At 68.8% G+C, this 26297-nt stretch carries 21 protein-coding genes; 9 read left to right on the top strand and 12 right to left on the bottom strand.

Annotated features, from left to right (window positions below):
• Positions 1–95: 95 nt before the first annotated feature.
• Complete coding sequence (gene arfA, locus OX958_RS11945; RefSeq protein WP_270137368.1) at positions 96–1280, bottom strand: channel-forming protein ArfA/OmpATb; 1185 nt, start codon at positions 1278–1280, stop codon at positions 96–98.
• 216 nt (positions 1281–1496) lie between these two features.
• On the opposite strand from arfA, the gene OX958_RS11950 reads away from it, so the two are divergent.
• From OX958_RS11950 to OX958_RS11960, 3 genes are all read left to right on the top strand, one after another.
• On the top strand, positions 1497–2771 hold the full coding sequence (locus OX958_RS11950; protein ID WP_270137369.1) for a glycoside hydrolase family 18 protein: 1275 nt from the start codon (positions 1497–1499) through the stop codon (positions 2769–2771).
• A gap of 256 nt (positions 2772–3027) precedes the next feature.
• Complete coding sequence (locus OX958_RS11955) at positions 3028–3630, top strand: winged helix-turn-helix domain-containing protein (protein ID WP_270137370.1); 603 nt, start codon at positions 3028–3030, stop codon at positions 3628–3630.
• A 42-nt stretch (positions 3631–3672) separates the two neighbouring features.
• Positions 3673–3846 (top strand): hypothetical protein, encoded by a 174-nt coding sequence (locus OX958_RS11960; protein ID WP_270137371.1) that lies wholly within the window; start codon positions 3673–3675, stop codon positions 3844–3846.
• An 81-nt stretch (positions 3847–3927) separates the two neighbouring features.
• On the opposite strand, the gene OX958_RS11965 is transcribed toward OX958_RS11960, so the two are convergent.
• Positions 3928–8301, bottom strand: a complete 4374-nt coding sequence (locus tag OX958_RS11965; protein ID WP_270137372.1) for a S8 family serine peptidase — start codon at positions 8299–8301, stop codon at positions 3928–3930.
• Positions 8302–8632: 331 nt separating this feature from the next.
• Here OX958_RS11965 and OX958_RS11970 point away from each other — a divergent pair, with 331 nt between their 5' ends.
• Entirely contained in the window at positions 8633–9283 is a 651-nt protein-coding gene (locus OX958_RS11970) for a winged helix-turn-helix domain-containing protein (protein WP_270137373.1), read from the top strand.
• Here the strand turns inward: OX958_RS11970 and OX958_RS11975 are convergent.
• Both OX958_RS11975 and OX958_RS11980 read right to left on the bottom strand, forming a co-directional pair.
• Positions 9269–9664 carry a hypothetical protein gene (locus OX958_RS11975; RefSeq protein ID WP_270137374.1) on the bottom strand — a complete coding sequence of 132 codons (396 nt, stop codon included), beginning with the start codon at positions 9662–9664 and terminating at the stop codon, positions 9269–9271. The two genes, OX958_RS11970 and OX958_RS11975, sit on opposite strands and share 15 nt — an antisense overlap.
• Before the next feature lie 41 nt (positions 9665–9705).
• Positions 9706–11694 carry an alpha-1,4-glucan--maltose-1-phosphate maltosyltransferase gene (locus tag OX958_RS11980; RefSeq protein ID WP_270137375.1) on the bottom strand — a complete coding sequence of 663 codons (1989 nt, stop codon included), beginning with the start codon at positions 11692–11694 and terminating at the stop codon, positions 9706–9708.
• Between the two features lie 250 nt (positions 11695–11944).
• On the opposite strand from OX958_RS11980, the gene glgP reads away from it, so the two are divergent.
• The gene (gene glgP, locus OX958_RS11985) at positions 11945–14557 is read left to right on the top strand and encodes an alpha-glucan family phosphorylase (protein ID WP_270137376.1); all 2613 of its coding nucleotides are present in this window, start codon (positions 11945–11947) and stop codon (positions 14555–14557) included.
• A 693-nt stretch (positions 14558–15250) separates the two neighbouring features.
• On the opposite strand, the gene OX958_RS11990 is transcribed toward glgP, so the two are convergent.
• From OX958_RS11990 to OX958_RS12005, 4 genes are all read right to left on the bottom strand, one after another.
• Positions 15251–15595, bottom strand: a complete 345-nt coding sequence (locus tag OX958_RS11990; RefSeq protein ID WP_270137377.1) for a hypothetical protein — start codon at positions 15593–15595, stop codon at positions 15251–15253.
• On the bottom strand, positions 15592–16077 hold the full coding sequence (locus OX958_RS11995) for a hypothetical protein (RefSeq protein WP_270137378.1): 486 nt from the start codon (positions 16075–16077) through the stop codon (positions 15592–15594). The genes OX958_RS11990 and OX958_RS11995 overlap by 4 nt, the downstream gene beginning before the upstream one ends.
• Positions 16078–16487: 410 nt before the next feature.
• Positions 16488–16742 (bottom strand): DUF4287 domain-containing protein, encoded by a 255-nt coding sequence (locus OX958_RS12000; protein ID WP_270137379.1) that lies wholly within the window; start codon positions 16740–16742, stop codon positions 16488–16490.
• A gap of 112 nt (positions 16743–16854) precedes the next feature.
• On the bottom strand, positions 16855–17394 hold the full coding sequence (locus OX958_RS12005) for a GNAT family N-acetyltransferase (RefSeq protein WP_270137380.1): 540 nt from the start codon (positions 17392–17394) through the stop codon (positions 16855–16857).
• 68 nt (positions 17395–17462) lie between these two features.
• On the opposite strand from OX958_RS12005, the gene OX958_RS12010 reads away from it, so the two are divergent.
• Positions 17463–18404 carry a DMT family transporter gene (locus OX958_RS12010; RefSeq protein WP_270137381.1) on the top strand — a complete coding sequence of 314 codons (942 nt, stop codon included), beginning with the start codon at positions 17463–17465 and terminating at the stop codon, positions 18402–18404.
• Here the strand turns inward: OX958_RS12010 and OX958_RS12015 are convergent.
• Together OX958_RS12015 and OX958_RS12020 are read right to left on the bottom strand one after the other, a co-directional pair.
• Positions 18376–19260 (bottom strand): transglutaminase-like domain-containing protein, encoded by an 885-nt coding sequence (locus OX958_RS12015; RefSeq protein WP_270137382.1) that lies wholly within the window; start codon positions 19258–19260, stop codon positions 18376–18378. The two genes, OX958_RS12010 and OX958_RS12015, sit on opposite strands and share 29 nt — an antisense overlap.
• A complete protein-coding gene (locus OX958_RS12020) occupies positions 19257–20102 on the bottom strand; it encodes a MerR family transcriptional regulator (protein WP_270137383.1) in 846 nt (281 codons plus the stop codon). Before OX958_RS12020 ends, OX958_RS12015 begins: the two co-directional genes overlap by 4 nt.
• Before the next feature lie 89 nt (positions 20103–20191).
• On the opposite strand from OX958_RS12020, the gene OX958_RS12025 reads away from it, so the two are divergent.
• Positions 20192–20809, top strand: a complete 618-nt coding sequence (locus OX958_RS12025) for a PadR family transcriptional regulator (protein ID WP_270137384.1) — start codon at positions 20192–20194, stop codon at positions 20807–20809.
• On the opposite strand, the gene OX958_RS12030 is transcribed toward OX958_RS12025, so the two are convergent.
• Together OX958_RS12030 and glgX are read right to left on the bottom strand one after the other, a co-directional pair.
• A complete protein-coding gene (locus tag OX958_RS12030) occupies positions 20767–21609 on the bottom strand; it encodes an SGNH/GDSL hydrolase family protein (protein WP_270137385.1) in 843 nt (280 codons plus the stop codon). The genes OX958_RS12025 and OX958_RS12030 overlap by 43 nt on opposite strands.
• Before the next feature lie 266 nt (positions 21610–21875).
• Positions 21876–23972: a glycogen debranching protein GlgX gene (gene glgX / locus OX958_RS12035; RefSeq protein WP_270137386.1), complete on the bottom strand. Its 2097-nt coding sequence runs from the start codon at positions 23970–23972 to the stop codon at positions 21876–21878.
• A 115-nt stretch (positions 23973–24087) separates the two neighbouring features.
• Here glgX and OX958_RS12040 point away from each other — a divergent pair, with 115 nt between their 5' ends.
• Positions 24088–25101, top strand: a complete 1014-nt coding sequence (locus OX958_RS12040; protein ID WP_270137387.1) for a Gfo/Idh/MocA family protein — start codon at positions 24088–24090, stop codon at positions 25099–25101.
• On the top strand, positions 25101–26144 hold the full coding sequence (locus OX958_RS12045) for a Gfo/Idh/MocA family protein (protein WP_270137388.1): 1044 nt from the start codon (positions 25101–25103) through the stop codon (positions 26142–26144). The genes OX958_RS12040 and OX958_RS12045 overlap by 1 nt, the downstream gene beginning before the upstream one ends.
• The last annotated feature ends 153 nt before the right edge of the window (positions 26145–26297 follow it).

Consider the following 26297-nt stretch of genomic DNA (forward strand, 5'->3'; position numbering starts at 1 on the left):
GGGTGCGGTAGAGCAGCCAGGCGGCGGCGCTGCCGAGGACGAACGCGGCGAGCAGCAGGAACCAGACCTGCGCGATCAGCCAACTCATGTTTCCCCTAGTGAAGAACTCGGATCTCGACCCGGCGGTTGGCGATCCGGCCGGCGGACGTGGTGTTGGGCGCCACCGGACGGGTCTCCCCGTAGCCGCGGCTGGTGATCCGCCCGGCGGCGACGCCGAGCTGGACGAGCGTGGCCTTGACGGCGTCCGCGCGCTGCTGCGAGAGCGGCAGGCTGGTGGCGGCGCTGCCGAGGTTGTCGGTGTGGCCGCCGACCTCGATGTCGAAGGTGGCGCAACTCTTGAGCAGGACCGCGGCGCGCGCCACCGAGGGCCTGGAGACCTCGTTCACGATCGCGGTGCCGGACAGGAAGACGATCCTGTTCTCCATCGTCAACCGGGCGAGCCGCGCCTCGAAGGTCTGGCACGCCTGACTGACCGGCGGCTTGGCGATCACCGGCACCTGCAGTTCGTTCGCGATCACGGCACCCGGTACGGCGGCAGCTGCCGCGCGGGCGGCCGTCCCCTTCGTGGCCTGGTCGGCGACCTTGCCGGTCAACGTCACCTTGGCGCCGTCGTACTTGACCGACGCGTCACCGGTCGCCGTCGACAGCGCCTGCAGGAGCGCGGTCAAAGCCGTCGGGTTCGGCACGCCGGTCTTCTCGTCGACACTGATTTGGTCGACGAACTCGCTTCCCTCCGCGAGCAGCGCCCGCACCTCGCCGACCAGCTTCTCCTTGGCTGCCTGGTCGCGCACGACGGCGCTGAGAGTGATCGAGTCGTCGGTCCGGCTCAACTCGAACGGAGCCGCGTCCGCACCGGCCGGCGGCGTCGACAGCTCGGCGCTCGGCGTACCGACGGGCTCTTCGGCCGTACCGGTCGAGGGCGCACTGGTCGGATTCGCGCCGGCCGGCTCCACGCCGCCGTCGGTCTGCGCGGTGCGCACCCCGTCGACGGCCGCGACGACCTTCCGTGCCTCGGTCGCGTCGGCCCCGGCCGGTACGACGACCGTCGCGTCCCGCCCGGAGAAATCGACCTGTACGCCGGTGATGCCGCGCGCGTCCAGCGCCGCCAGCGATCTCTGCCGCAGATCGTCCTCGGTCGGCCCTGCCTTGATCCCGATCACCAGCGCGGTGATCAGCACCGGGACGAGTACGGCCGCGAGCAGCCAGGCGAAACCGGACCGCCGGACGAGTCTCGTACTCGTCGAGGCGGCCGCAGCGGGATCGTCCGAGGATCCGGGCACTGTTCCTCCGTCGAGAGCGGCCAAAGGTGACCGTGCGCGAGGAGACTACTCCGTACCGCGCGCAGCACGTATACCACCCCGCAAAAGCTTTACGCGATCCTCCGGCCCGGGGTCGTGATCGGCGCGATCATATTTATTCGGATTCCTCCTTTTCTTAACTCCCCGTACTGGGTATGGTGCGCTCAGTCCCTCTTCCGCCCCCCTTGGAGGAACACCATGAGAGTTCGACCCCTGCCCACCCTGATCGCCGCGATGGCGATGATGGCCACCGGTGTCGTGCCGGCCGCCGTCGCCGCGCAGCCCCGGGAGTCCTCCCCGGCGCCGGTCCCGGCGTCCGCGGCGGCTCCCGCCCTGGACACCGGCCGCACGGTTGCCGCCGGCAAGAAGGTCGTCGGCTACTTCACCGAGTGGGGTGTCTACGACCGCAACTACCACGTCAAGAACATCAAGACGAGCGGGTCGGCCGCCAAGCTGACCCACATCGTCTATGCCTTCGGCAACACCACCGGCGGCCGCTGCTCGATGGGCGACTCGTACGCCGCCTACGACAAGGCGTACGACGCCGCCGGCTCCGTCGACGGCGTCGCCGACACCTGGGACACCGGCGCGCTGCGCGGCAACTTCAACCAGCTGCGCAAGCTCAAGCGCGAGTTCCCGAACATCAAGGTGGTCTGGTCGTTCGGCGGCTGGACCTGGTCCGGCGGCTTCACCGAGGCGGCCAGGAACCCGGCCGCGTTCGCGAACTCCTGCCACGCCCTGGTCGAGGACCCGCGCTGGGCCGACGTCTTCGACGGCATCGACGTGGACTGGGAGTACCCCAACGCCTGCGGTCTGAGCTGCGACACCTCCGGCCCGAACGCGTTCAACAACGTCGTCTCCGCACTGCGCACCAAGTTCGGCTCGTCCGCCCTGGTCACCGCGGCGATCACGGCCGACGGCACCAACGGCGGCAAGATCGACGCCACCAACTACGCCACGGCCGCGCAGAAGCTCGACTGGATCATGCCGATGACGTACGACTACTTCGGCGCCTTCAACGCCCAGGGCCCGACGGCTCCGCACTCGCCGCTGAACAACTACGCCGGCATCCCGCAGGCCGGGTTCCACAGCGACGGCGCGATCCAGAAGCTCAAGTCCAAGGGCATCCCGTCCTCGAAGATCCTGCTCGGCATCGGCTTCTACGGCCGCGGCTGGACCGGTGTCACCCAGGCCGCACCGGGTGGTCGCGCCACCGGCGCCGCACCGGGCAAGTACGAGGCCGGGATCGAGGACTACAAGCTGATCTCGACCCGTTGCCCGGCCACCGGAACCGTCGGCGGTACGGCGTACGCGTTCTGCAACGGCCAGTGGTGGGGCTACGACACGCCTGCGACGATCCGCAGCAAGATGCAGTACGCCAACACCCAGGGCCTCGGCGGCGCCTTCTTCTGGGAGCTGTCCGGGGACACCGGCAACGGCACGCTGATCACGGCGGTCAAGACCGTCGGGTGACCCAAGACCTCGCCTGAACCAGTAGGCGATCCCGGCGTCCGGGGTACTCCGCACCGTCCTGCGGAGACCCCGGACGCTTTACTGTGCGCGACTTTCCGGGCCGTTCCGTGGCGCTGTGTAGAACGTTCATGTCCTGACTCGGACAGGTCGCATATGTGCCAGCCGCGGGTGCGGGGAATCCCTTGACTTAACCCTCGCGGTTCGCCGTACTGGTCCCTGCGTCTGACCCCGGCAAGCGTTTGAACGGAGGGGCTCCATGGAGAGGCTGCCGGATTCGTCCTTGATCATCGGAGTGGCCACGTCGGCGGCCGAGCGGGTCCAGCTCGTCCAGGTGCTGGGAAGCGCCGACGCGCTGCTGCTCGTGTCCAGTGCCGAGCAGGCCCGCGCCTTCCTGGACCAGACCACGATGGTGGATGCCGCGCCCGTCGTACTGACTCCGGCGGTGCTGCCGACGGCGACCGGGGCAGCGACGATGGCTGCCCAGATCGAGGCAGCGTTGCCCACTTCCGGGCGGGCTACTCCGAACCATCCGGCTCAGCTCGCCGTTGCCGCGGCCGATACCGCGACCGTGGGCGGCCTGCGCCTGGACGAGGACCGCCGGGTGGTCAGCTGGAAGGACCGCGAGATGCGGCTGACCCGGCTGGAGCACGACTTCCTGGTCTGCCTGGCGACGGAACCGGGCAAGGTGTGGACCTATCAGCGCCTGCACCACGCGGTCTGGGGCAACGAGCATCTCGGCCACGGCTCGCACATCCACTCGGTGGTCAAACGCCTCCGCCAGAAGCTCGCCAGCCTCGAGGCGACGGTGACGATCCACGCCGTCCGGGGAGTCGGGTTCCACCTGTTGCCGGCCGCCTGAGATTTCCGAGTGACCAAACGGCGATCCGCGCGTTAGTCGTATATGGCTGAGCCCGTGGTGTCGGAGGTTTTCGGGGTAGTGCTCCCGACGTTCGATCTGCGCGAGCTGGTGCGCCGGATCGCCCTCCGCCTGGAGGTGGACGAGGACACCGCTTCGCTGCTCGTGGACCGCCAACAGGACCAAATTGCTGAAGACCTCGAGCTGGAAACGGCCTGAGGCAGCAAAAGAACTGCCCCCACCCGGTGAACCGGGTGGGGGCAGTTTTCTTTGCCTGACCGCTACTTGCGGTTCAGCTGACTACTTGGTCGCCTTCAGAGCGAAGTCCTCGACGACGGTCTCGCCGTTGATCAGCCTGGTCGACCGGGTCTGCGGACGGTAGCCGTCCTTGGCCGCGATCAACGTCAGCGGGTTGTTGCGACGGTCCAGCCAGTAGGCGTAGCCGCCGTCCTTGTCGGTGATGAAGGTGTACGACTGGGACCACGAGTCGACCTGGACCGTGGCACCGGCCAGCGGGGCGGTGGTGCCCGAGGTGGAGACCCCGGTGACCGTTCCGGCCAGCTTGCTCCACGCGGTCGGCGGCGTGACAGTGAGCTTCACGTCGACCGGATCCACGCTGTACGGAGTGTTCTCGCCGATGGTGACCGCGGCCGAGTAGGTACCCGGCTGGTCGACAGCGGCGTTCAGTGCCACCTTCACGGTGACGGACGCCCCCGGGGCCAGGGTGGCCTCGGTCTTGTCCAGGCTCAGCCAGCTGACGTCGGCCGACGACTCGGAGCAGTTGTCGAGGCCCGGCAGGACCTCGCCCTCCACCGTCGGGGTGAAGCCACCGGACGAACCGCCGACCCGGTAGAAGCCACAAGCCGCACCACCGCGGTAGCGGGGCTGGTTGGCGTTCGGCAGAGCGGCCCAGGAGCCGGCCGCCGGGTCGAAAGCGAACCCGGCGTTGGTGACGGCACCGGCCTGGACGCCGCCGACGACCATCAGCTTGCCACCGGCGACGGCGAAGGACGCCGCCCAGTGGTCGGCCGGGGAGTCGGGGAGAGCGGTCCAGGAGTTGCCGGCCGGGTCGTAGACGTAGCTGGACTTCTGGGCAACCGAGCCGTCGTTGCCACCGGAGCAGTAGAGCTTGCCGTCGATCGCGCCACAGGACGCGAACGCTACCGACTTCGGGTAGTTGGCAAGAGTCGCCCAGGTGTTGGCCGCCGCGTCGTAAGCGACCACGGTGTTGGACATCGGGGTGCAGGCAGCAGTGGTGCAGCCACCGACGGCGTACAGCTTGCCGTCGAGAACGGCCTGTCCGGCGGCCGCACGCGGAGCCGGGTTGTTGGCCACTGCGGACCAGGCGTTGGCGGCCGGGTCGTAGGACCAGGTCGCGGCGTCCGGACCACTCGCACCCCAGCCGGAGCTGACGACGAGCTTTCCACCCACGGCGCCGACGGTGACGGCGTTACGGGCGCCCGGCAGCGGGGCGATCGCGGTCCAGGCCAGGGTGGCCGGGTCGTACACGTAGCTGTTGGCCGTCGAAGCGGAGCCGTTGCCGCCACCGATCGAGTAGATCTTGCCGTCCAGGTTGACCACCCGGTTGTCCATCACGACCGCCGGGAGGGTGGCGATGTCGGTCCACGGAGCCGCCAGCGGGTTGCGGGCGACCGGCGTACCGGGCATCTTGCCGGACTGCTTGTTCGCGAACGACGTCCCGACCTGGAGCCGCTGCAGCGGCGCGCCGGTGCTGTTCAGCACCTGCGACTTGGTCGTCTTGGTGCCGTTGGCGTTCTGCAGCGTGAAGCCGCCGTCGCGCTCGCCGAACTTCAGGTCGACGTCCGCGCCGCCGGTGTTGGTGACGACGAACGACTTGGTGACCTTGCCGCCGAGGCGGAGGCTGGCGTCGATCGCACTCGGGGCGACCGAGATCCGGCCGGCCTTGAGGGTGAAGTCGGCCTGGGTGACCCAGTCCGCCTCGACGTCGACGGTGGCCTGCGAGCTGGTGTAGTTGCTCGCCTTGGCGGTGTAGCCGTGCGGGCCGTCGTCCGCGGAGTACAGCCAGTAGAAGCCATCGGCCAGGCCGGTGTCCTCAGGGGTCGCCACGGTGGTCGCGGTCTCGCTGGGCTTGTCGTCACGGGTGACGACGGCGCCGTTCACGAAGCCGTTGGTGTTGGCGTCCTTGACGTTGCCGACGACCAGACCGCCGCCGGTCGGCTCACAGGTGACCGTGGTGCCGATGAGCACGCTGTCGACCTCCCACCACCACTCGTACGAGGCGAGGGAGTAGTGGAAGCGAACCTGGACGGCGGACTTGCCGGCCGCCTGCGGGATCGCGATCTCCTTGACGCCGCGGGCATCCGCGGACTGGGTGAGCACGGTGGTCCAGGTGGTTCCGCCGTCGACGGACAGGTCCACGTCGGCCTTCTCACCGGCGAGGTAGTTGAAGTCCTGGTTGAACTGGATCTTCGGAGCGGTGACCGCGCTCAGGTCGACCACCGGGCTGACCAGCGAGGTGTCCTGCGCGCCGCCGGAGCCGTACTTGTCGCTGTCGACGATCGCGAAGCCGCCGGCCGCGCCGGTCAGGTTGCCGCGGTTGCCGACATCGGTGAACTTCCAGGTCTGGCCGTTGTTCTTGTTGTCGACGACGGTCCAGCCGCTCGGGGCCGCCTGGCTGTCGAAGGTCTCGTAGAGGCCGTCGGAGCCGTTGCGGTAGCCGGGAGCGGTGAGGCAGGCGTCGGAACGGACCGGCACGGCCACGTTCTTGGTCAGGTTGCCCGCGCCGACGGTGATCGGCTGGCTGACCGTGGTGTAACCGGGGATCTGCGACTCGACCTTCAGCGTGTACGTCGCGCTGGAGGGCACCTTGAAGGAGTAGCGGCCGTTGGTCGGGGTGGTGTAGTCGAACACGCCACCGGGACCCTCGACGCTGACCTTCGCGTACAGCGGCCAGCCGTGGCCGGAGCCGTCCGTGACGGTGCCACCGACGCTGACGGTCGGAGCGGCCGCCAGGGTGAAGTTCTTCGTCGTGGTGGTGTTCACCGCGACGGTCGCGGTACCGGTCTGGCCGACGTAGCCGAAAGCGGCCACGGCGAGCGAGTAGTCACCCGCGGCGAGAACGGCGGAGTAGTTGCCATCGGCAGAGGTGGTGACGACCTTGTCGGCCACACCGGCCTGCTTGATCGTCACGGAGGCTCCGGCGATCGCGGTGCCGCCGGTGGCGGTGACCTTGCCGGCCAGCGTGCCGGTGTCGCCGACAGGAGCGGCGTTCAGCAGGGCGAGGGCGTCGAGCCGGCCCTGGCCGAACACGTTGTTGTTCGCGTCGGTGCCACCGCACTGCGCGTTCGGGGCGTCGATCGCGGTGCCGTTGAGCAGCGCGCGGGTGGCCGCGATGTCGCCCTTCAGCGTCGGGGCGCCGGCCCACAGCAGCGCGATGACGCCCGCGAGGTGCGGAGCCGACATCGAGGTGCCGTTGAAGCTCGCGTAGCCGTTGCCGGGAACGCTGGAGCGGACGTTGACGCCCGGGCCGGAGATGTTCGGCTTGATGGTGCCGTTCTGCCCGGCACCACGGCCGGAGAACGACGCGATGTTGTTGTTGATGTCGTAGGCGCCGACCGAGTAGTTGCTGGTCGAGCTTCCGGGGGAGCCGCTGGTGTTACAGGCGGAGCCGCTGTTGCCGTTCGAGAAGACACCGAAGATGCCGGACGCGGTCCAGGCGAGGGTGACGTCCTCCATGAACGGGTCGTTGGACGGCTGCGTGCTGCCCCACGAGTTGTTGACGACGTTGGGCCGCTTGCTCGCGTCGGGGTTGGCCCCGGCGAGGTTGGTCGGCTCCAGCATCCACTGACCGGACTCGATCAGTGCCGCGTCGCTCGGGCAGCAGCCGTTCGCGGCGATCCACTTGACGGCCGGCGCGACGCCGACCTGGTTGGCGGCGCCGTCGTCACCGGCCATGGTGCCCATCGTGTGGGTGCCGTGGCCGTTGGTGTCACAGGGTGCGCCCGAGCAGGTGCCGGCGGCGTCGAACCAGTTGTAGTTGTGGTCGAAGGTGCCGTTCGCCTGCTTGCCGCGGTACTGGTTCACCAGCGCCGGGTGGTCGTACTGGACGCCGGTGTCGATGTTGGCGACCGTGATGCCGGCCCCCTTGTCGCCGTACTGCGCCCAGACCTGGTCAGCCTTGACGTTGGCGATGCCCCACTCGACGGCGTTGATCTCGTTCTGCTGGGTGCCCTTGGTGGTCTCCGGTACCTCGTACTTGACCGGGTTGTAGACGCCCTCGACCTCAGCGTGGTTCGCGATGCTCTGGGCCATCTCGAGCGAGCCGCCCTTGACGACGATCGCGTTGGTGGCCCAGTAGCTCTTGTACGACGCGCGCGACGCGTCCAGTTCGGCCTTGACCTTCGCCTGGCTCTCCGCGGCGGTCTTGCGCAGCGCGGCGGCGACCGCCGTACCGCGCTTGTTCCAGTCCGCGATGGCGCTGGCCTGCGTCAGGTCGGCCTTGTCGCTGAACCGGACCCAGAAGTCGGTCACCTCTTTGGCGTCCTGGCCTTCCAGCTTCGAGAGCAGGTCAGGCTTGATCTTGGAGGCCGGCGCGGCGGTGGCGCCGCTCGGCTTGGTGGGTGGTGCCGCCTGGGCCAGACCGGCAGCCGCCAGTCCGGTGGAGACGACGGCCACTGCCGCCAGAGCGCTCACCAGCGATCTGGCGAGCCCCCTCTTCCGTTGATATGACATCTCTGCAGCCCCTCACTTGTACGACCCCGAGTCGACTCCCCCGAGTCATGGTGCAGAGGTGCATGGCGTCGCAGCGGTCAGGGTGGTGAACCGGTTCTGCGAACGCTCCGTGCCCCCCAGGTCGCCACGTGTTACGCGGCAAGCCTGAGGAGGACCTTATGTGTCATGAGAACGTTTCAACAAGCACAGTTGGTGAGCAAGATGTGACGCACGGTCGGCTGGTTCGAGGCAAGTTTCGCCAAAATTTGTCAATGCGTTGACGATTAAAGGCACGGGTTGACATTGTCACCAGATGGTCACCGCCCGTGTCCCCGCCCCGAACGACGGCGTCCTCGATCTGACCGGCTCCGCCCAAGCCCCGTTTCCGCTGCTGATCGCGGTGGCGGCGTCGCTGGAGGAGCGGGTCCGGCTCGCAGAACTCGTCGACGACGTCGCTCCGCTGCTGCTCGTCTCCAGCCTGGACGAGCTGCGCAAGCTGCTCACGCCCGCGCAGCCCACGCCTCCGGTCCCGCCGGAGCATCCCGATCCGACCGATCCGCCCCAGCCGCCGGAGCCGGAGGCGGTGACCGAACCGCCGGCCCGCACGGTGCCGGGGCGGCGTACCGGACGTGACGGCCCGGAGGCCGACGTGCTGACCATCGATTCGGCCCGGTCAGTGGCCAAGTGGCGTGATCGTGAGGTTCCGCTGACGGACCTGGAGCACGATCTGCTCACCTGGCTGATGACGGAGCCGTTGCGGGTGTGGACCTACGAGGCGTTGCACCAGGCGGTCTGGCGCAACCGGCACCTCCGCGGTACCGCGGACGTGCACTCGCTGGTGAAGCGAGTACGCCGCAAGCTCGACGAACTCGGCACGACGGTCACCATCGACGCCGTCCGAGGCACCGGCTTCCGGCTCACCGACCACCAGAACCCAGCAGTCACGGGGCTACGCGCCGGCTGACTCGTCGTCGGCGGTGTGCAGCCACTTCCACCAGTTGGCGAGAACCAGCCCGGAGACGACACCGAGTCCGAGGTACAGCTGACGGTCGGCGCTGTTCCACTCACCGGCGGTCGGCAGCAACTGCAGGATCGAGACGAGGACGAAGCCGCCGGCGGCGATGAACAGTCTCGGTGCGAGGTCGCGCGGGCTGTACCACTGCCACAGCAGCCCGATCGCGACACCGGCCAGACCCAGACCGCCGAACCAGAGTTGCTCAGTTCGCTGAATCGTCTCGGTCTGCCCCGGCAGGTGGACACTCACCGCGGTGGAGGCGGCGACGGGCAGGATCCAGCCGGTCTTGAGCCGTCTTTCGGGTGAGACCTTGGCCAGCACCGACATCATTGCCCCCAGCTTGCTCGTGTGGGGGCAATGATGTCAGTCGATCAGGCCTGGCCGCGGCGTACGGCGAGGATGTGGCAGGGGTCGCCGTTCGGGTCGAGCTTGACGTAGTTCTGCTGACCCCAGCGCCAGGTGGAGCCGGTGATCTCGTCGTACACGGTGAAGGTGTCCTCGGGGCGCATGCCGAGCGCGGCCATGTCGAGGTGCACCAGTGACTCGCGCACCGAGTGCGGGTCGGTGTTGACCACGACGATCACCGTGTCGCTGTGACCGTCCGGTCCGGTGACGCGCTTGGAGAAGCACATGATCTGCTCGTCGTCGACCTTGTGCAGGCTGAGGTTGCGCAGTTGCTGCAGCGACGGGTGCCGGCGGCGGATGTTATTCAGCAGCGTCAGGTACGGCGCGAGCGTGCGGTTCTCCGCCGCGGCGGCCTCCCAGTCGCGCGGGCGGAACTGGAACTTCTCGGTGTCCAGGTACTCCTCGGAACCCGGCCGCAGCGCGACGTGCTCGTACAGCTCGAAGCCCGCGTAGACGCCCCAGGCCGGCGACGAGGTGGCCGCGATCGCCGCGCGGATCTTGAACGCGCCCGGACCGCCGTACTGCAGGTAGGCGGTCAGGATGTCCGGGGTGTTGACGAAGAAGTTCGGCCGCAGGAAGTGGCCGGTCTCCTGGGTCAGCTCCTCCAGGTACTCCTCCAGCTCCCACTTCTCGTTGCGCCAGGTGAAGTAGGTGTACGACTGGTGGAAGCCGACCTTGGCCAGCTCCTGCATCATCGGCCGCCGGGTGAAGGCCTCGGACAGGAAGATCACGTCCGGGTCGGTCTTCCGGATCTCGCCGAGGATCCACTCCCAGAAGTTGACCGGCTTGGTGTGCGGGTTGTCGACCCGGAACACGGTGACGCCGTGCGAGATCCACAGCTTCAGCACCCGCAGGATCTCGGCGTAGATGCCCTCGGGATCGTTGTCGAAGTTGATCGGGTAGATGTCCTGGTACTTCTTCGGCGGGTTCTCGGCGTACGCGATCGAGCCGTCGACGCGGACGTTGAACCACTTCGGGTGCTCGGTCACCCAGGGGTGGTCCGGCGAGGCCTGCAGGGCGAAGTCGATCGCGACCTCCAGGCCGAGCTCGCGGGCCCGGGCGACGAACGCGTCGAAGTCCTCGAAGGTGCCCAGCTCGGGGTGGATCGCGTCGTGCCCGCCGTCGGCCGAGCCGATCGCCCAGGGCGAACCCGGGTCGCCCGGCTTCGGGTCGAGGGTGTTGTTCGGGCCCTTGCGGTAGGACATCCCGATCGGGTGGATCGGCGGCACGTAGAGCACGTCGAAGCCCATCGCGGCGACCGCGTCGAGCCGCTTGGCCGCGGTCTTGAAGGTACCGGAGATCCACTCCTGCTTCTCTTCGTCGTACCGCGCGCCCTCGGACCGCGGGAAGAACTCGTACCAGCTGCCGTACAGGGCGAGCCGGCGATCGACCCAGACCGGGTACGTCTCCGACGAGGTGATCAGCTCGCGGACGGGGTAACGGCCGAGCGCGGCCCGGACCTGCGGCGAGATGCCGGCGGCCAGGCGTGCCTCGGCCGGCAGCGCGCCGTTGGCCAGCGCCTGCGCGGCATCACTCAGGGTGGACCGGTCCACCCGGACCGCAGGCGGTACGCCGGCGGCCGCGCGGTCGAAGAAGGCCGCGCCCTCGGCGAACATCAGGTCGACGTCGATCCCGGCCGGGATCTTGATCTCGGCGTTGTGCCGCCAGGTGCCGTACGGGTCGCTCCAGCCCTCGACCGCGAAGGTCCAGGCGCCCTGCTCCTGCAGGGTGACGTCGACGGTCCAGCGGTCGCTGCCCTGCCCGACCGGCGTCATCAGCATCCGTCTGGTCTGTCCCGTCGGCGACGTCAGTACGACGTTCGCGTTCACCGCGTCGTGGCCCTCGCGGAACACGGTGGCCGCGATGGTGAAGGTCTCGCCCACCGACGACTTGGCCGGATACGCTCCGGCGTCGACGGTCGGGGTGACGTCGGTGATCGGGATGCGCCCAGTCATGGAGTTAACGAACCTTCGCTTTCCGCTTTGGCAGGAACAGGGAAGTACAGCACTGACGTTATCGGTTCCCACTACCGCGACGCGCCATGCGGGCATCACGGTTTGAATCAAAGTCTGGATAGCTTGCTCACTTGCTGATACGGACTGAACCTCACCGGTGAGTGGTCTGGTCCTGCAAGATCTTGCTCGCGTTGCAAGATCGATGCATCCCGGGGGTGCCGTCGGCGCTCCGGGCCGGTACGGTGTCCCGGTGCGAGCGATACGACGATTCTCCGTCCGCCCTGTCCTGCCCGAGCCCCTGACCGGTCTCGGCACCCTGGTGAACAACCTGCGCTGGGTCTGGCACCCGGAGACGCAAGACGTCTTCGAGGCCGTCGACCCGCAACTGTGGCGCAGTACCGGTGGTGACCCGGTCAGGCTCCTCGGTGAGGTACCGGCGGCCCGGCTCGACGAGCTGGCGAACGACCAAGCCTTCCTGCGACGGCTCGAGCTGGCCGTCAGCGAGCTGAACGGCTACGTGACCGACGACCGGTGGTTCCAGGCCGAGGCCGGTTCGCCGATCACCTCGGTGGCCTACTTCTCGCCGGAGTTCGGCATCACCCACGTGCTGCCGCAGTACTCCGGTGGTCTGGGCATCCTGGCCGGTGACCACCTGAAGGCCGCGAGCGACCTCGGCGTACCGCTGATCGGCGTCGGACTGCTCTACCGGCACGGGTACTTCGGGCAGTCGCTGAACCGCGAGGGCTGGCAGCAGGAGCGCTACCCGCTGGTCGATCCCGACGGGCTGCCGATCAGCCTGCTCCGGGACGGCCCGGACGCCAGCTCCGCGCCGGCCACCATCAGCGTGACGCTGCCCGGCGGCCGCACGCTGTCCGCGCAGATCTGGGTCGCCCAGGTCGGCCGGGTGCCGCTGCTGATGCTGGACGCCGACATGGAGGACAACGAGCCCGCCGAGCGCGAGGTCACCGACCGGCTGTACGGCGGCACGACCGAGCACCGCCTGCTGCAGGAGCTGCTGCTGGGTGTCGGTGGCGTCCGCGCCGTCCGCGAGTTCTGCCGGGTCACCGGCCACGCGGCGCCGGAGGTCTTCCACACCAACGAGGGGCACGCCGGTTTCCTCGGCGTCGAGCGGATCCGCGAGCTCGCCACCGACCAGGGCCTCGACTTCGACACCGCGCTCGAGGTGGCCCGTGGCGGCACCGTCTTCACCACCCACACGCCGGTGCCGGCCGGGATCGACCGGTTCCCGGTCGAGCTGATCCAGCAGCACTTCTCGCCGGACGTGTTCGGCGACGGCGTACCGATCGACCGGATCCTCGCGCTCGGCGCCGAGGACTTCGAGAACGGCGACCCGTCGGTCTTCAACATGGCGATCATGGGGCTGCGGCTGGCCCAGCGCGCCAACGGCGTCTCCAGGCTGCACGGTGTGGTCAGCCGTGGAATGTTCGCCGGCCTGTGGCCGAGCTTCGACCCGACCGACGTACCGATCACCTCGATCACCAACGGCGTCCACGCGCCGACCTGGGTGGCGCGCGAGATCCACCAGCTGACCTACGCCAGCACCGACACCGCGGTCGACGGCGAGGGCATCTTCGAGGGTCTGGACAAGACCACCGACGCGCAGATCTGGGAGACCAAGCGGATCCTGCGGCAGCGCTTCATCGACGACACCCGCGCCCGGGTGCACGCGTCCTGGGTGAACCGGGGCGCCTCGGAGGCCGAACTGGGCTGGGTCGACTCGATCCTCGACCCGGACGTGCTGACGATGGGCTTCGCGCGCCGCGTTCCGTCGTACAAGCGGCTGACGCTGATGCTGCGCGACCCCGCCCGGCTGAAGGCGATGCTGCTGCACCCCGAGCGGCCGATCCAGATCGTGATCGCGGGCAAGTCGCACCCGGCCGACGAGGGCGGCAAGAAGCTGATCCAGGAGATGGTGCGCTTCGCCGACGACCCCGAGGTCCGGCACCGGATCGTCTTCGTGCCCGACTACGACATCGCGCTCGCGCAGCCGATGTACCCGGGCTGCGACGTCTGGCTGAACAACCCGCTGCGCCCGTACGAGGCGTGCGGCACGTCGGGGATGAAGGCGGCGCTGAACGGCGCGCTCAACCTCTCCATCCGCGACGGCTGGTGGGACGAGTGGTACGACGACGAGTTCGGCTGGTCGATCCCGTCGGCCGAGGGCGTCGAGGACACCGACCGCCGCGACGATCTCGAGGCGCACGCGCTCTACGACCTGATCGAGAAGCAGGTCGCGCCGCGCTTCTACGACGGTGAGGTCCCGGGCCGCTGGATCGAGATGCTGCGGCACACGATCAAGGAGCTCGGCCCGAAGGTGCTCGCCACCCGGATGGTCCGCGACTACGTCCAGCAGCTGTACGTGCCGGCCGCCGAGTCGTCGCGCAAGCTCAACTCGACGTACGAGGGTGCCCGCGAGCTGGCCGGCTGGAAGAAGAAGGTCCGCGCGGCCTGGTCCGCGATCCGCGTCGACCACGTGGAACTGCAGGGCCTCGGCGACGTACCGCAGCTCGGCACCACCGTCGGCATCCGCGCGTTCGTGACGCTCGGCGGCCTGGCCCCGGAGGACATCGACGTCGAGGCGCTGCACGGCCGGGTGAACTCGGAGGACGAGATCACCGAGCCGGCCCGGGTGTCGCTGTCACTGGCCGAGACGTACGAAGGCAACCGCCACCGGTACGAGGGCGAGCTGAAGCTGGACCGCACCGGACCGTTCGGCTACACCGTCCGCGTCCTGCCGAACCACGCAATGCTGGCCAGCCCGGCCGAACTCGGCCTCGCCGCCGGCCCGTCCGACCCGGAAGACCCGGAATCCGCCGACCTGCCAGCCGGGTCCGAGTTCTGAGTCTCTGACCGATTGCGGGCCCCGCCTACCTCACTAGGCGGGGCCCGCGTCTTTTCTCCCGCGCCTGCAGCACGCTCGCTCCTGCGTCGCTCACTTGCTGCTCAGCTCCCACCCACCCCGGGCGCGGGCTCCTTCGTCGCCTGCTTGGAAAAGCGGAGTAGTTGCGTGAGGCAAGTAATTGGTAGAAGGTTTGCTGGTGCTGTCTCGCGTCTGGTGAAGTACCCCGCGCCTGCAGCACGCTCGCTCCTGCGTCGCTCACTCGCTGCTCAGCTCCCACCCACCCCGCGCGCAGGCTCCTGCGTCGCCTGCTTGGAAAAAGCGAAGTGGTCGCGGGGCCGCGTCATCGGCGGATGCAACTCACGCTGATGCCTACGCTCGCTCCTTCGTCGCTCACTCGGCGTTCAGCTCCCACCACCCCGGGGCGCCGGCTCCTTCGTCGCCTGCTTACCGAAGGCGAAGTGGTTGCTTGAGGCAAGTGATTGGCAGGAGGTTCCTGGTGCTGTCTCGCGTCGGGTGATCTATCCCGCGCCTGCACCTCGCTCGCTCCTGCGTCGCTCACTCTCAGCTCTCAACCACCCGCGCGGTGACGAGATCGAGGTCCGCGGCGGTCGGGGTGCCGGCTCCTTCGTCGCCTGCGCGCCAAGCGAAGTGGTCGCCGCGCCGCCTAACCGTCGAATACAACCCCCGCCGGCGCTACTCCGTAGCCTTCGGATGCCCAGTCCCCGCCCACTTGATCCAAACCGTCTTCTTCTCGGCATCAACGACGTACCAGATCCGTCCCCCCGCAGTCACCTCGTACTGCCACTGCTCGAACCCTCCGACCGTCCCGAGCGCACCCTTCAATCGGTGCTGGCGGGACGTGGTCGGAAACGGGATCGGATCGGTCCGGATCACCTCGTACGCCGTCCAGAGGTTGGCGCCGGCCTGCTGGACCAACTCGTCCCAGCCCTTGGCTGCATCTGTGGTGGCGAATCGGAGCAGCCAGCAACCGGGCTGAGCCGGTGGTGCGACTCGATCGCCTTTCTTGCCTGGACTCACAACACTTCACCGGGAGCCGGAACTGCTCCGCCGTCCTCGATGACCTCCGATCGCAGAACTGCCAGCAGATCGGGATCGGCATAGACCTGGGCGGTGTTCCGCCACTCGGTGATGAGTTGGAGGACGGGCGCCGGTGTGTCGAGGTCCTCGCTGGCGTCCCAGACCGCGATGAGTTCTCGCGCGAACTCGATCCGATCCGTGTCGGGCAGGAACCGGAGCCACGGGAACACCTGCGGCAGGAGGTCGAGGAGGTGGCTCGACCGTACGACGGGGTCGCTCAGGATCGCTCGCAGCAGGCGGGTCGCGACCTGCAGCAGTTGGTCGTCCTGAGCTGACCGGGCGGCGGTGGTCAGGATGAGGTCGTCCTCGCTGCCACGGCGGTGCACCCGCAGGGCGCGGCGCCGACTCGACTTCAGCTTCTCGACGGTCTCGGTCGGGCGCTGGAGCAAATCGGTGAACGTCACTTCCTGCATCTCTGGCATACCTCAAAGGTAGATGCTAGGTCGCGGGAGCACAATCTCGGACCGACGAACCAGCGACCTCAGCCAAACTCAACGGGAGCCGGCCCTGCGGGCGCCGAGGTCTGCGGACTTCGGGCGGCGCCACCACGTCAGTCCTCCGGAGACGCACGTGAAAATGACGCCTGGCAGAAGGCGGTGGTGAGCCACACGTTGACCGCGCCGAGTCGACGGCCTTCGTGTAGGGAGCGTTCCGTCGCCGGGCTCTGGAACGCGTAGCCCATCACCAAGTACAAGCCCTCGTCACCATCGCCGTCACACCCCGCAACGGGCGATGGCCCGCTAGGTTCCTTCATCTCCGCAGTCACGGCAAGTCGTCGAGCACCCGCACGCCGCAGTACGCCGTACCAGCGTGCCGGTGACGGACCCGTGGCTCAGGTGAGGCCGTCGAGCCGGAGGGGAGCGCCGTCGTTGTAGCGCTCGGCGATGACATCCGGGCCCTTGGTGATGAGCTGGGCGAGGTTGGCGGCGTGGCCGTGGCCGAGGCCGTGGTCCGTCTTCAGCCAGGCGATGATCTCGCCGGCCTTGGCGGTGGTCAGGTTCTTCTCGCCGGCCAGCCGGATGAACTCGCGGGGGGTGATCCCGGTCTGCTTCTCCGCGTTGTCCAGGTAGGTCTGGAAGCCGCTCATGATGTCTCCTTCTCGCCTCGCCGAGGACCGGCCGATCCGGCGCCTCGACACTGCGTCGAACCGGACCCGCACAGATCGACACGGGCTCCAGAATTTTCCGAGAAGATTGGCGCTACGGCCGGTCGAGGGTGCGGGTCATCCAGATCGAGTTGCCCCGTACCGCGTCCTCGGTGACGCGCTCGCTGCGGTGGAAGCCGAGTTTCTCGAGAACGCGGAAGGACGGGGCGTTCCATTCCCGGACCGTCGCCCAGAGCCGTTGCCGTCCGGTGCGAGCCGCGGCTTCGAGCACCGCCGCGGCGGCTTCGGTGGCGTAACCGTTGCCGTGGGCGCGTTGCGCCAGCTCGTACGCGATCTCCGGTTCTTCGAAGGAGGCCTGGCCGACGGTCAGTCCGCAGTACCCGAGAAACTCGCCGGTGGCCCGCAGTTCGATCGGCAGCAGGCCGAGTCCGGGCGCTGCCGCGAGCGGATTGTCGAGCAGCCGGCCACGGATCTCCTCGACGGTCGGGCGGCCCTCGGCATCGATTCGCCGGACGGCTCGTGGGTCCCGCTCGAGCCACAACCCGCGGTAGTCGTCGGCGTCCGCCGGCACCCAGCGCCGCAGGCGGAGTCGCTCGGTCACCAGTTCGGCCGGCAGATCCTCGTAGGTCCCCACCCGGCCCAAATTATCCCGGAGCCGACGGGACGCCGATGCGGGATTTGTCGCGTGGGAGGATCCGGAGGATGAGGCGCAGCGAGCTACCGCTGGTCGGGCTGGCCGCTCTGGGTGGCGTCGGCCTGGCGGTCCAGGCCCGGCTCAACGGAGATCTGGGTGCCAGTCTCGGCGACGGCATCGTCGCCTCGATGATCTCCACCGGCACCGGCATCCTCTTGCTGCTCGCCATCGTTCCGACCTCGCGCGGCGGTCGCCGGGCTCTTCGCCAGCTCCGCGAAGCTCTCCGAGTTCAGGGCCTGCGTTGGTGGCAGTGTCTGGGCGGCGTCAGCGGAGCGCTCTACGTCGTCAGTCAGGGCGTCAGTGTTTCGTCCCTGGGCGTCGGCATCTTCGTGGTCGCGGTAGTCGGCGGTACGTCGGCCGGCAGCCTCGCGGTCGATCGCGTCGGCCTCGGCCCGGGCGGACCCCTCCCGATCACCGCCCGCCGTGTGACAGGCGCGACGACCGGAGTCGTCGCGATCGCGATCGCCGGTCAGGATCAGTTGACCGGCGACAGCTCACTGTGGTTGCTGGCTTTGCCGGTGGCAGCAGGCCTGGCGCTGTCCGTGCAGTCCGCGCTCAACGCAAGGGTCGGCGCCATCGCCGGCTCACCTTGGGCCGCGGCTCTGGTCAACTTCGTCGTCGCCGGTTGCACTCTCTGCATCGCCCTGCCGATCGAGATCCTGATCCGAGGCGGCGGTCCACCGGGCCGCCTCCCGGCAGAGCCCTGGCTGTACTGCGGTGGCTTCATCGGCGTCGCCATCATCGCCATCGCCACCACCGTCGTACGCCGGCTCGGGGTGCTCGTCTTCGGGCTGGTCAGCATCGTCGGCCAGCTCCTGGGCGCGGTGCTTCTCGACGTCTTCGGCGCCCATCGCCCGCCGGTCACCACCTGGCTGGCCATCGCTCTCACCCTCGGCGCGGTCGCCGTCACGATGCTCCCGGTCAAGCCTCAACCACCGCGCGCCGGCTGAGATCCACCGTCACCGGAGGATCGCCGGCGGGGGAGAGTTGCACGATCGTCCTGCCCGGGCGCAGCCGGGGATCCGCGGCGTACCGAGCAGCCAGTACGCCGCCCGCCTCCGCATCACCGTTGTCATAGGCAACCAGGAGCGTCGCGATCTCGTCGATCAGTTCGAGGTGCTCCGGATCGTCACCGAGCTGGTCCGACATCGCGCCCCACAGGTCCCACAGCAGCAGCTCGTCGCCTTGCAGATGCGCCAGCTGGAACACCACGTAGTTGCGGATGAACCAGCCACCCCGCAACGGCAGCGACGGATCGACCCCGAAGTCGCCGCCGTCCAGAGAACCGTCCCGGTAGCCCAGCCACACCTCCGCGGCCGACCGGAACCACCCAGGCTCCAGGTCCTGTGGATCGAACGCCCACGACGGCCCCGGTTCGAGTCCCGGATCCACCAGCACCCAGCGCCGGCCGTTCCAGTACTCCAGGACGACGTGGTCGTGGTTGAACCCGGGGCCGAAGTACGACGCGAAGCCGACCCTGCTGCGGGCCGGCACACCTCGCTGCCGCAGCGCGGAGATCGTCAGCAACGCGTAGTCGCGACAACACCCCACGATCCGGTCGGACGGCTCGCGCGGCGCGGTCAGCGGGGTTCCGTTGCGCCGCTGGTCGGTGGTCAGCATCGCCTCGACCCAGCGGTGGTTGATCTCCTCGTACCGGTCACCGGTGAACGCGATGCCGCCGCCGCGATAGTGGATCAGCAGGTTGCGGACCGCCGCGGTCAGTGCCGGGACGTCGGCCGGCAGCGCGTCGAGCAGAGCCGCATGGGCCCCGGGGTCGCTGTAGACGGTTTGGGACGTGTGGTTCATCGAGCAGGTCCTTCGATCGGCTGGGCGATGTCGACGGCCAGGTCGCTCCCGGCCGCGTACTGGAACTCGGGGTGGTAGATCTCGCGGACCGGCCCGGTCGTCGGCTGCCCACGGCCGCGGACCCAGTCGTCGACCAGGTCATAGGCGAGCATGATGCGGGGATAGGCGCACTCGTCCTTGGAGATCACGCAGTACGCCTCGACGTGCGCGGGCTCGACCCGGATCGCGATCGGGCCGGCCGGCTCGACCGGCCCGGTGAACGGCACGCAGATCTCGACGGTCGCCTCGCTCTCCGGCGTGACCGCGCCGTGGAAGAGCACCCACGAGCTCCCTGGCGTCGCGGCACCGGACCGGCCGAGGTGTGCCTGGATCTCGATCAGCGACGACACCATCACGCCGATCAGGGTCCGCTGGTCGGCGTCCGCGCGGATCGACGCGATCTTCGTCGCGGGGACCTCGCGGATGCGGACGGGCCGTGGCGTCAGTTCCAGGCTGCCCGGCCGCAGCAGCCGGTTCCGCAGGTACTCCAGTGTCGCCTTCCGCGCTTCGTTGGTCGCCTGCTCGGCCGCCCACCAGCGGTCCAGCCGGATCAGGCCCTCGGCGTCCGGCCCGGCCAGCACCTCGGTGATCGTGCGCAGCGGCATGTCGAGCTGGCGCATCACGCTGATCCGGCGAGCGCGTTCGAGCTGGCCGACGGAGTACTGGCGGTAGCCCGTGACGGGGTCGACCCGAGCCGGGGCGAGCAGCCCCGATACGTCGTACAGGCGGAGTGCCTTGATCGACAGCCCGGCGCGGCGGCCGAACTCGCTGATCGTCAGCTCGCCCTCAACATCCTGCGTCATGGGGCTCAGTGAACACCCCGCCCCTGGGGCCGAGGGAAGTCTTCGGCAAACTCTTGCATTCATGACGCTAACGATATATCTTTAGTGTCATGAACAATATCGAGGAGGACTCCATGTACACCCCCGACGAACGAGAAGGCCGCCGACGCGGTCACCGCCATCCCCGCCGCGGAGAGTCGCGGATGGGGGAAGGCATGCCGATGCACCGCGGTCGCGGCAGCAGGGGCTCGGAGCGCGGCTCACGCCGTGGCCGGGCGCCCCGCGGCGACGTCCGGTCGGCCGTCCTGATGCTGCTCGCCGAGGAGCCGATGCACGGCTACCAGCTGATGCAGGCCATCGCCGATCGCAGCGGCGGACGCTGGACCCCCAGCCCCGGCGCGATCTACCCGACCATCAACCAGCTCGAGGACGAGGGCCTGGTCAGTGTGACCGCCGAGGCCGGGCGCAAGCTCGTCACCCTGACCGACGCCGGCAACGAGTACGTCGAAGGTCGTCGCGAGACATCGGCCGATCCCTTTGCCGGGTTCGCGAACGCCGAACCCGCGGTGGACCTGCGCGGAGTACTCGAAGAGCTGCACGGCGCCGCCCGGCAGGTCGCCCGCAGTGGCTCGGAGGAGCAGCGCACGGCGGCAGTCAAAATCCTGGCGGACGCCCGCCGCTCGCTCTACCTGCTGCTGGCGGACGGTCCGCGAAGCCCCGAGGCCTGAGTGCTTCGAGCGAGAGTTGCCGGTAGCGCGGCCAGCAAGGCGTTGGCCAGCGGCTGGTAGCCCCGGTCGTTCGGATGGAACAGGTCCGGCGCGAGCTTTCCGCGCCACGGCGGCCGGACATGCCGGGACAGCTCGGCCACCGGCAGGCCGCGTTCGGCGGCCGCACGGTGGATCGTGCGATTGATCCCGGCGACGTACGGCGTGCAGAGCCCGCCGATCGCCCAGAACCTGTCCGGCAGCAGCAGGTCCATGACGACGGACGACGACGGCAGTCGCTGGATCAGGGCGCGGAGATTGCCGTGCACCTTCTTCGGTGCGGTGCCGAGGATGTCGTTGCTGCCGATCCCGCAGGTGACCAGGTCCGGTTCCACGCCCAGGGCGTCGAGCCGCGAGAGCTGATCGTGCAGGACATGAGCTGCTTGGGCGCCGGCGCGGGAGAGATTCAGGATGCGCCACGGACGATCGGAGCGGTGGTTCAGCGCGTCCGCCACCTGGCCGACGTACCCGTGCAGTGGTGAGGTCGCACCCAGGCCTTGCGCGGTCGAGTCTCCCAGCACCACCCAGAGCGGGCCGTCGCCTATCAGGGCCGTCTCGTTCTGACGGTCCCAGTACTCCGCGAAAGTGCGCGCCTGGACATCGACGACGGCGACGCCGTCACACCACCTGCGGAAGGCGCGACGCGACGTCGTCCGCTCGGCGTCGCCCCAGCGCACCACCAGTTGGTGCAGGACGCCGATCGGCGTCGTGTGGTCGTGCGCACTGCGCTCGTAGTGCCGCTCGGCCGTTCCCAGCAAAGCCATCCAGGCCCCCTCCGCACGTCACCCCATTGCCGGAACACAGAAGGTGTCCCGGACGTGAACAGCTGGTGACGAGTGAAGGTACCCGACGAAGATGAACGACTTTAGTGCGCCGTGTCGGACGTTCCGTTGCGCTACCGGCGCCCAGGCACGCACCTCGCGGCAGCGCAGAAACAGCCACGATGGAAGAGCATCGAGGCCGCTCCTGCCCCACCACGAGGCACGCACCTGAACACCGCTATCGCTAACGCAACGTCCGACACGGCGCACTAGAGCGCGCGAAGCAGCACCAGGCAGCGTGGTGCGAGCGGGACGACGGCGTTGGCTCCGACCTCGGTCGCGCCGCTGCCGCTGGTGTCCAGCACCACCTCGTAGGCCGGGGCCCACGACTCGTCCGGTACGACGACGTCGCGGGTCTCGGCCGTCGCGTTGAGCGCGAGCAGGAACGACGCGTCCACCGGAATGTTGCCTTCGGCATCGGTTCCGCGCAGCGCGTCGCCGGCCAGGAACATGCCGATCGTGCGCAGGTTCCCGTCGTGCCAGTCGGACTCGGTCATCTCGCCGCCGTGCGGGGCGATCCACGACAGGTCCTTGCGGCCGCCGGGCACCACGGGCCGGCCGGAGAAGTAGTGCCACTGCCGCAGGGTCGGGTGCGCCGCCCGCAGCGCCAGCAGCTTCTTCGTCAACGCGAGATGCTCCGGCCACTGCGAGGGCAGCGACCAGTCGAACCACGACGTCTCGTTGTCCTGGCAGTACGCGTTGTTGTTGCCGTGCTGGGTCCGCCCGCACTCGTCGCCCGCGGTGATCATCGGTACGCCGGTCGACAGCACCAGCGTCGCCATCAGGTTCGCCATCTGCCGTTTGCGCAGCGCGATCACCCCCGGATCGCCGGTCTCGCCCTCGACCCCGCAGTTCCAGGAGCGGTTGTCGTCGGTCCCGTCCCGGTTGTCCTCGCGGTTGGCCTCGTTGTGCTTGTGGTCGTAGGAGACCAGGTCGCGCAGGGTGAAACCGTCGTGCGCGGTGACGAAGTTGATCGACGCGTACGGGTAGCGCCCGTCGTCGCCGTACAGGTCGCTCGAACCGGACAGCCGGTAGGCGAGATCCTGGACGCCGTACGACGAAGTGCGCCAGATGTCCCGAACACTGTCGCGGTACTTGCCGTTCCACTCCGACCACGGCGTCCCGAAGTTGCCCACCTGGTAGCCGAAGTTGCCGACGTCCCACGGCTCGGAGATCAGCTTGACCCGCTCGAGCACCGGATCGGCAGCGACCTCGGCGAGGAACGGATGCCCGGCCGTGTCGACCTCGTGCCGCTCGTTGCGGATCAGCGTCACCGCGAGGTCGAACCGGAAGCCGTCGACCCCCATCTCCTCCACCCAGTACCGCAGCGAGTCCATCACCAGCCGGCGAACCTGCGGGTGCGAGGTGTCGACCGAGTTGCCCGTCCCGGTGACGTCGTACATCGCGCCGCCCTGGGTCAGCCGGTAGTACGCGCGGTTGTCGAGGCCGCGGAAGCTCAGGGTCGGCCCGTCGAAGCCACCCTCGGCGGTGTGGTTGTAGACGACGTCGAGGATCACCTCGATGCCCGCGGCATGGAACGCCGCCACCATCGCCTTGAACTCCGCGACCTGCTCACCGAGCGACCCCGACGACGAGAACGGTGCGTGCGGCGCGAAGTAGTTGAGCGAGTTGTAGCCCCAGTAGTTGGGGACGCCCCGGGCGGCGATCGCGGGCTCGGTCAGGAAGTGGTGGATCGGCAGCAGTTCCACCGAGGTCACGCCGAGCTCGAGCAGGTACTCGATCACCGACGGGTGCGCCAGACCGGCGTACGTGCCGCGCTGGTGCTCCGGTACGTCGGGGTGCAGCTTGGTGAAGCCCTTCGTGTGCAGCTCGTAGATCACCGTCTCGGCCCAGGGCACCGGCCGGCTGATCGGTGGCGGCGGCTCCGACGCGGCGACCACCACTCCGACCGGGACGTGCCCGGCCGAGTCGCCGTCGGAGGAGTCGTAGATCAGCGGGCTGCTGAAATCGAGTGCGCCGTCGACCGCGCGGGCGTACGGATCGAGCAGCAGCTTCGCCGGGTTGAACCGCAGGCCGTGGGACGGATCGAACGGCCCGTGTACGCGATAGCCGTACCGCTGCCCGTGTCCCACTCCGCCGACGAAGCCGGTCCAGTACTCACCGGTGTGCGCGAGATCGAGGTTCCGCTGACTCCCGTCGCCGGCGATCAGCGTCAGCTCGACCCGCTCGGCCGCGGGCGCCCAGACGGTGAACGTGGTGCCGTCGGGCTGGACCACCGCGCCTAACCGGAGGTCCGGATCGTGCGAGGGGCCGAGCACATTCGGGGCGGCGGTGGCTTCGGTCACCGGCACATTGTGCCCATGACCGGTCCACCCTCGCCTCCTGGGCGTCGAAACCTGATAGAAACGTAGCAAGCGTTACTAAGTAACCGGAACGGTGCCGCTCTAGTGAAGGACATCCATGGCTGACTCTGACCAGACGGTCGGGCTGATCGGCGCGGGCAACATCGCGCGCGTTCACGTCGAGGCCTGGCAGGCGCTCGGCGTGAGGGTGCTCGTGCACTCGACCGCCGGCGCCGGGGAGCTCGCGGCGAAGTACGGGCTGGAGGTGGCGCCGACGCTCGACGGACTGCTCGCCGAGGTGGACTTCGTCGACATCGTGACGCCGTCGGCGACCCACAAGGAGATCGCGCTGGCGGCGATCAAGGCGGGCCGGGACGTGATCTGCGAGAAGCCGCTCACGCTCACCGCGAGCGACTCGCACGAACTGTCCGCCGCGGCGGCCGCTGCCGGCGTACGGGTGTATCCGGCGCATGTGGTGCGGTACTTCCCCGAGTACGTCGCCGCGCACGCCGCCGTCGTCGCGGGCAAGATCGGCCAGGTCGCCGTCGCCCGGTTCTTCCGTCAGGCGTCGTCACCGGCCGGTGCCGGCTGGTACCGCGAGGTGGCACGCTCCGGCGGCGTCATCATGGATCTGATGGTGCACGACCTCGACCAGGCCCGCTGGATCTGCGGCGAGGTCACCAGCGTGTACGCCGTCCAGAGTCCGCCGACGGTCGATGGGATCAGCCCGGTCAACGTGGCGGCTCACGTCACGCTGACCCACGAGGGTGGTGCGATCAGCAACCTGCGCGCGACCTGGGGAGCGACCGGCACGCCGTTCAAGACCGGATTCTCGATCGCCGGGTCGGCCGGGGTGCTCGAGTACACCTCGGACAAGGACACCGGGTACGCCGAGGAACTGCAGGGGGAGGGCGGCAAAGGAGACCTGCTGATCCCCTCGTCGACCTTGTACGAAAGTCCGTACCTGACGCAGTTGCGTGAGTTCGCCGCTGCTCTGAAGACCGGTGACGAGCCGCGAGTGGTGGCCGCCGACGGTGCGGCCGCGGTCTATCTCGCCGAGGCCGCTCGTGAGTCCATGGCGACTGGTCGCTCTGTCGACATGACTGTGTTCAACCCGGCGGGAGTGTCCTGATGACCCTGAAAGTTGCGATCGCCTCCTTTGCCCACACCCACGCTTCGTCGTACGCGCGTCTGCTCGGTTCCTTGCCCGGCGTCGAGGTGCTCTCGGCCGATCCTGACGGTGCGAACGCCCCCGACGCGGGTCCTCGCGGCGCTTCCTTCGCGGACGAGCTCGGCGTGCCCTACGTCGACTCGTACGACGAACTGTTTGCCTGGGGCCCGGATGCGGTGGTGGTGACGTCGGAGAACGCTCTGCATCGTGGGCTGGTCGAGCGGTCGGCCGCAGCCGGCGCGCATGTGCTGTGTGAGAAGCCGCTGGCGACCGAGGTGGCCGACGGCGAGGCGATGCTGGCGGCGTGCGAGGCGGCCGGGGTGATCCTGATGACGGCGTACCCGGTGCGGTTCGCGCCGTCGTACGGGCGGTTGCGGGCGTCGGTCGAGGCAGGCCGGCTCGGCGAGGTCTTCGCGGTCCTCGGCACCAACAACGGGAAGATCCCCTACGCCCAGCGGCAGTGGTTCACCGACGCGGAACTGGCCGGCGGGGGAGCGCTGGTCGACCACACGGTGCACTGCGCCGACCTCATCGACGGGCTGACCGGTGGCGTCGAAGCTGCCCGGGTGCATGCGGTGGCCAACCACGTGCTGCACCAGGACAAGGGGGTCTCGGTGGAGACCGGCGGCCTGGTGACGATCACCTACGAGAACGGGCTGCTGGCAACGATCGACTGCTCCTGGAGTGTGCCGGACAACGGCCCGACCTGGGGTGGCGTGACGCTGCAGGTGACCGGAACGCACGGCTCGGTGGAGATCGCGCCGTTCCAGTCGCATGTCGGCGGCACGGACGCTGCTGGTGAGGTTTTTCTCCCGGTCGGCGGGGATCTCGACGCCATGATGCTGGCCGAGTTCCTCACCGCGGTACGGGCCTCCGGTCCTGCCGTCCCCGGCACGCCGCCCGCCGTCGTCCCGCAGCCGGACGGTGCCGTCGGCCTCCGGACCCTGAAGATCGTCGACGCGGCCCGCCGGTCGGTGGTCTCCGGTCAGCCGGTGGATCTGTAGCTCCGGTCCCCGGACCGCCATCACAGACCAAGCACCTGCTCACTTGCCGTGAGCGCCGACTTCCACGCTCAGCAGGTGCCGCAGTCGGGTGTTGGAGACGGTTTGGTCTGTGGTGGCGGTCCGGTAGTGCGGGGATCTCGGCGGGTCCGGTAC

This window comes from Kribbella sp. CA-293567, assembly GCF_027627575.1.
GTDB lineage: Bacteria > Actinomycetota > Actinomycetes > Propionibacteriales > Kribbellaceae > Kribbella.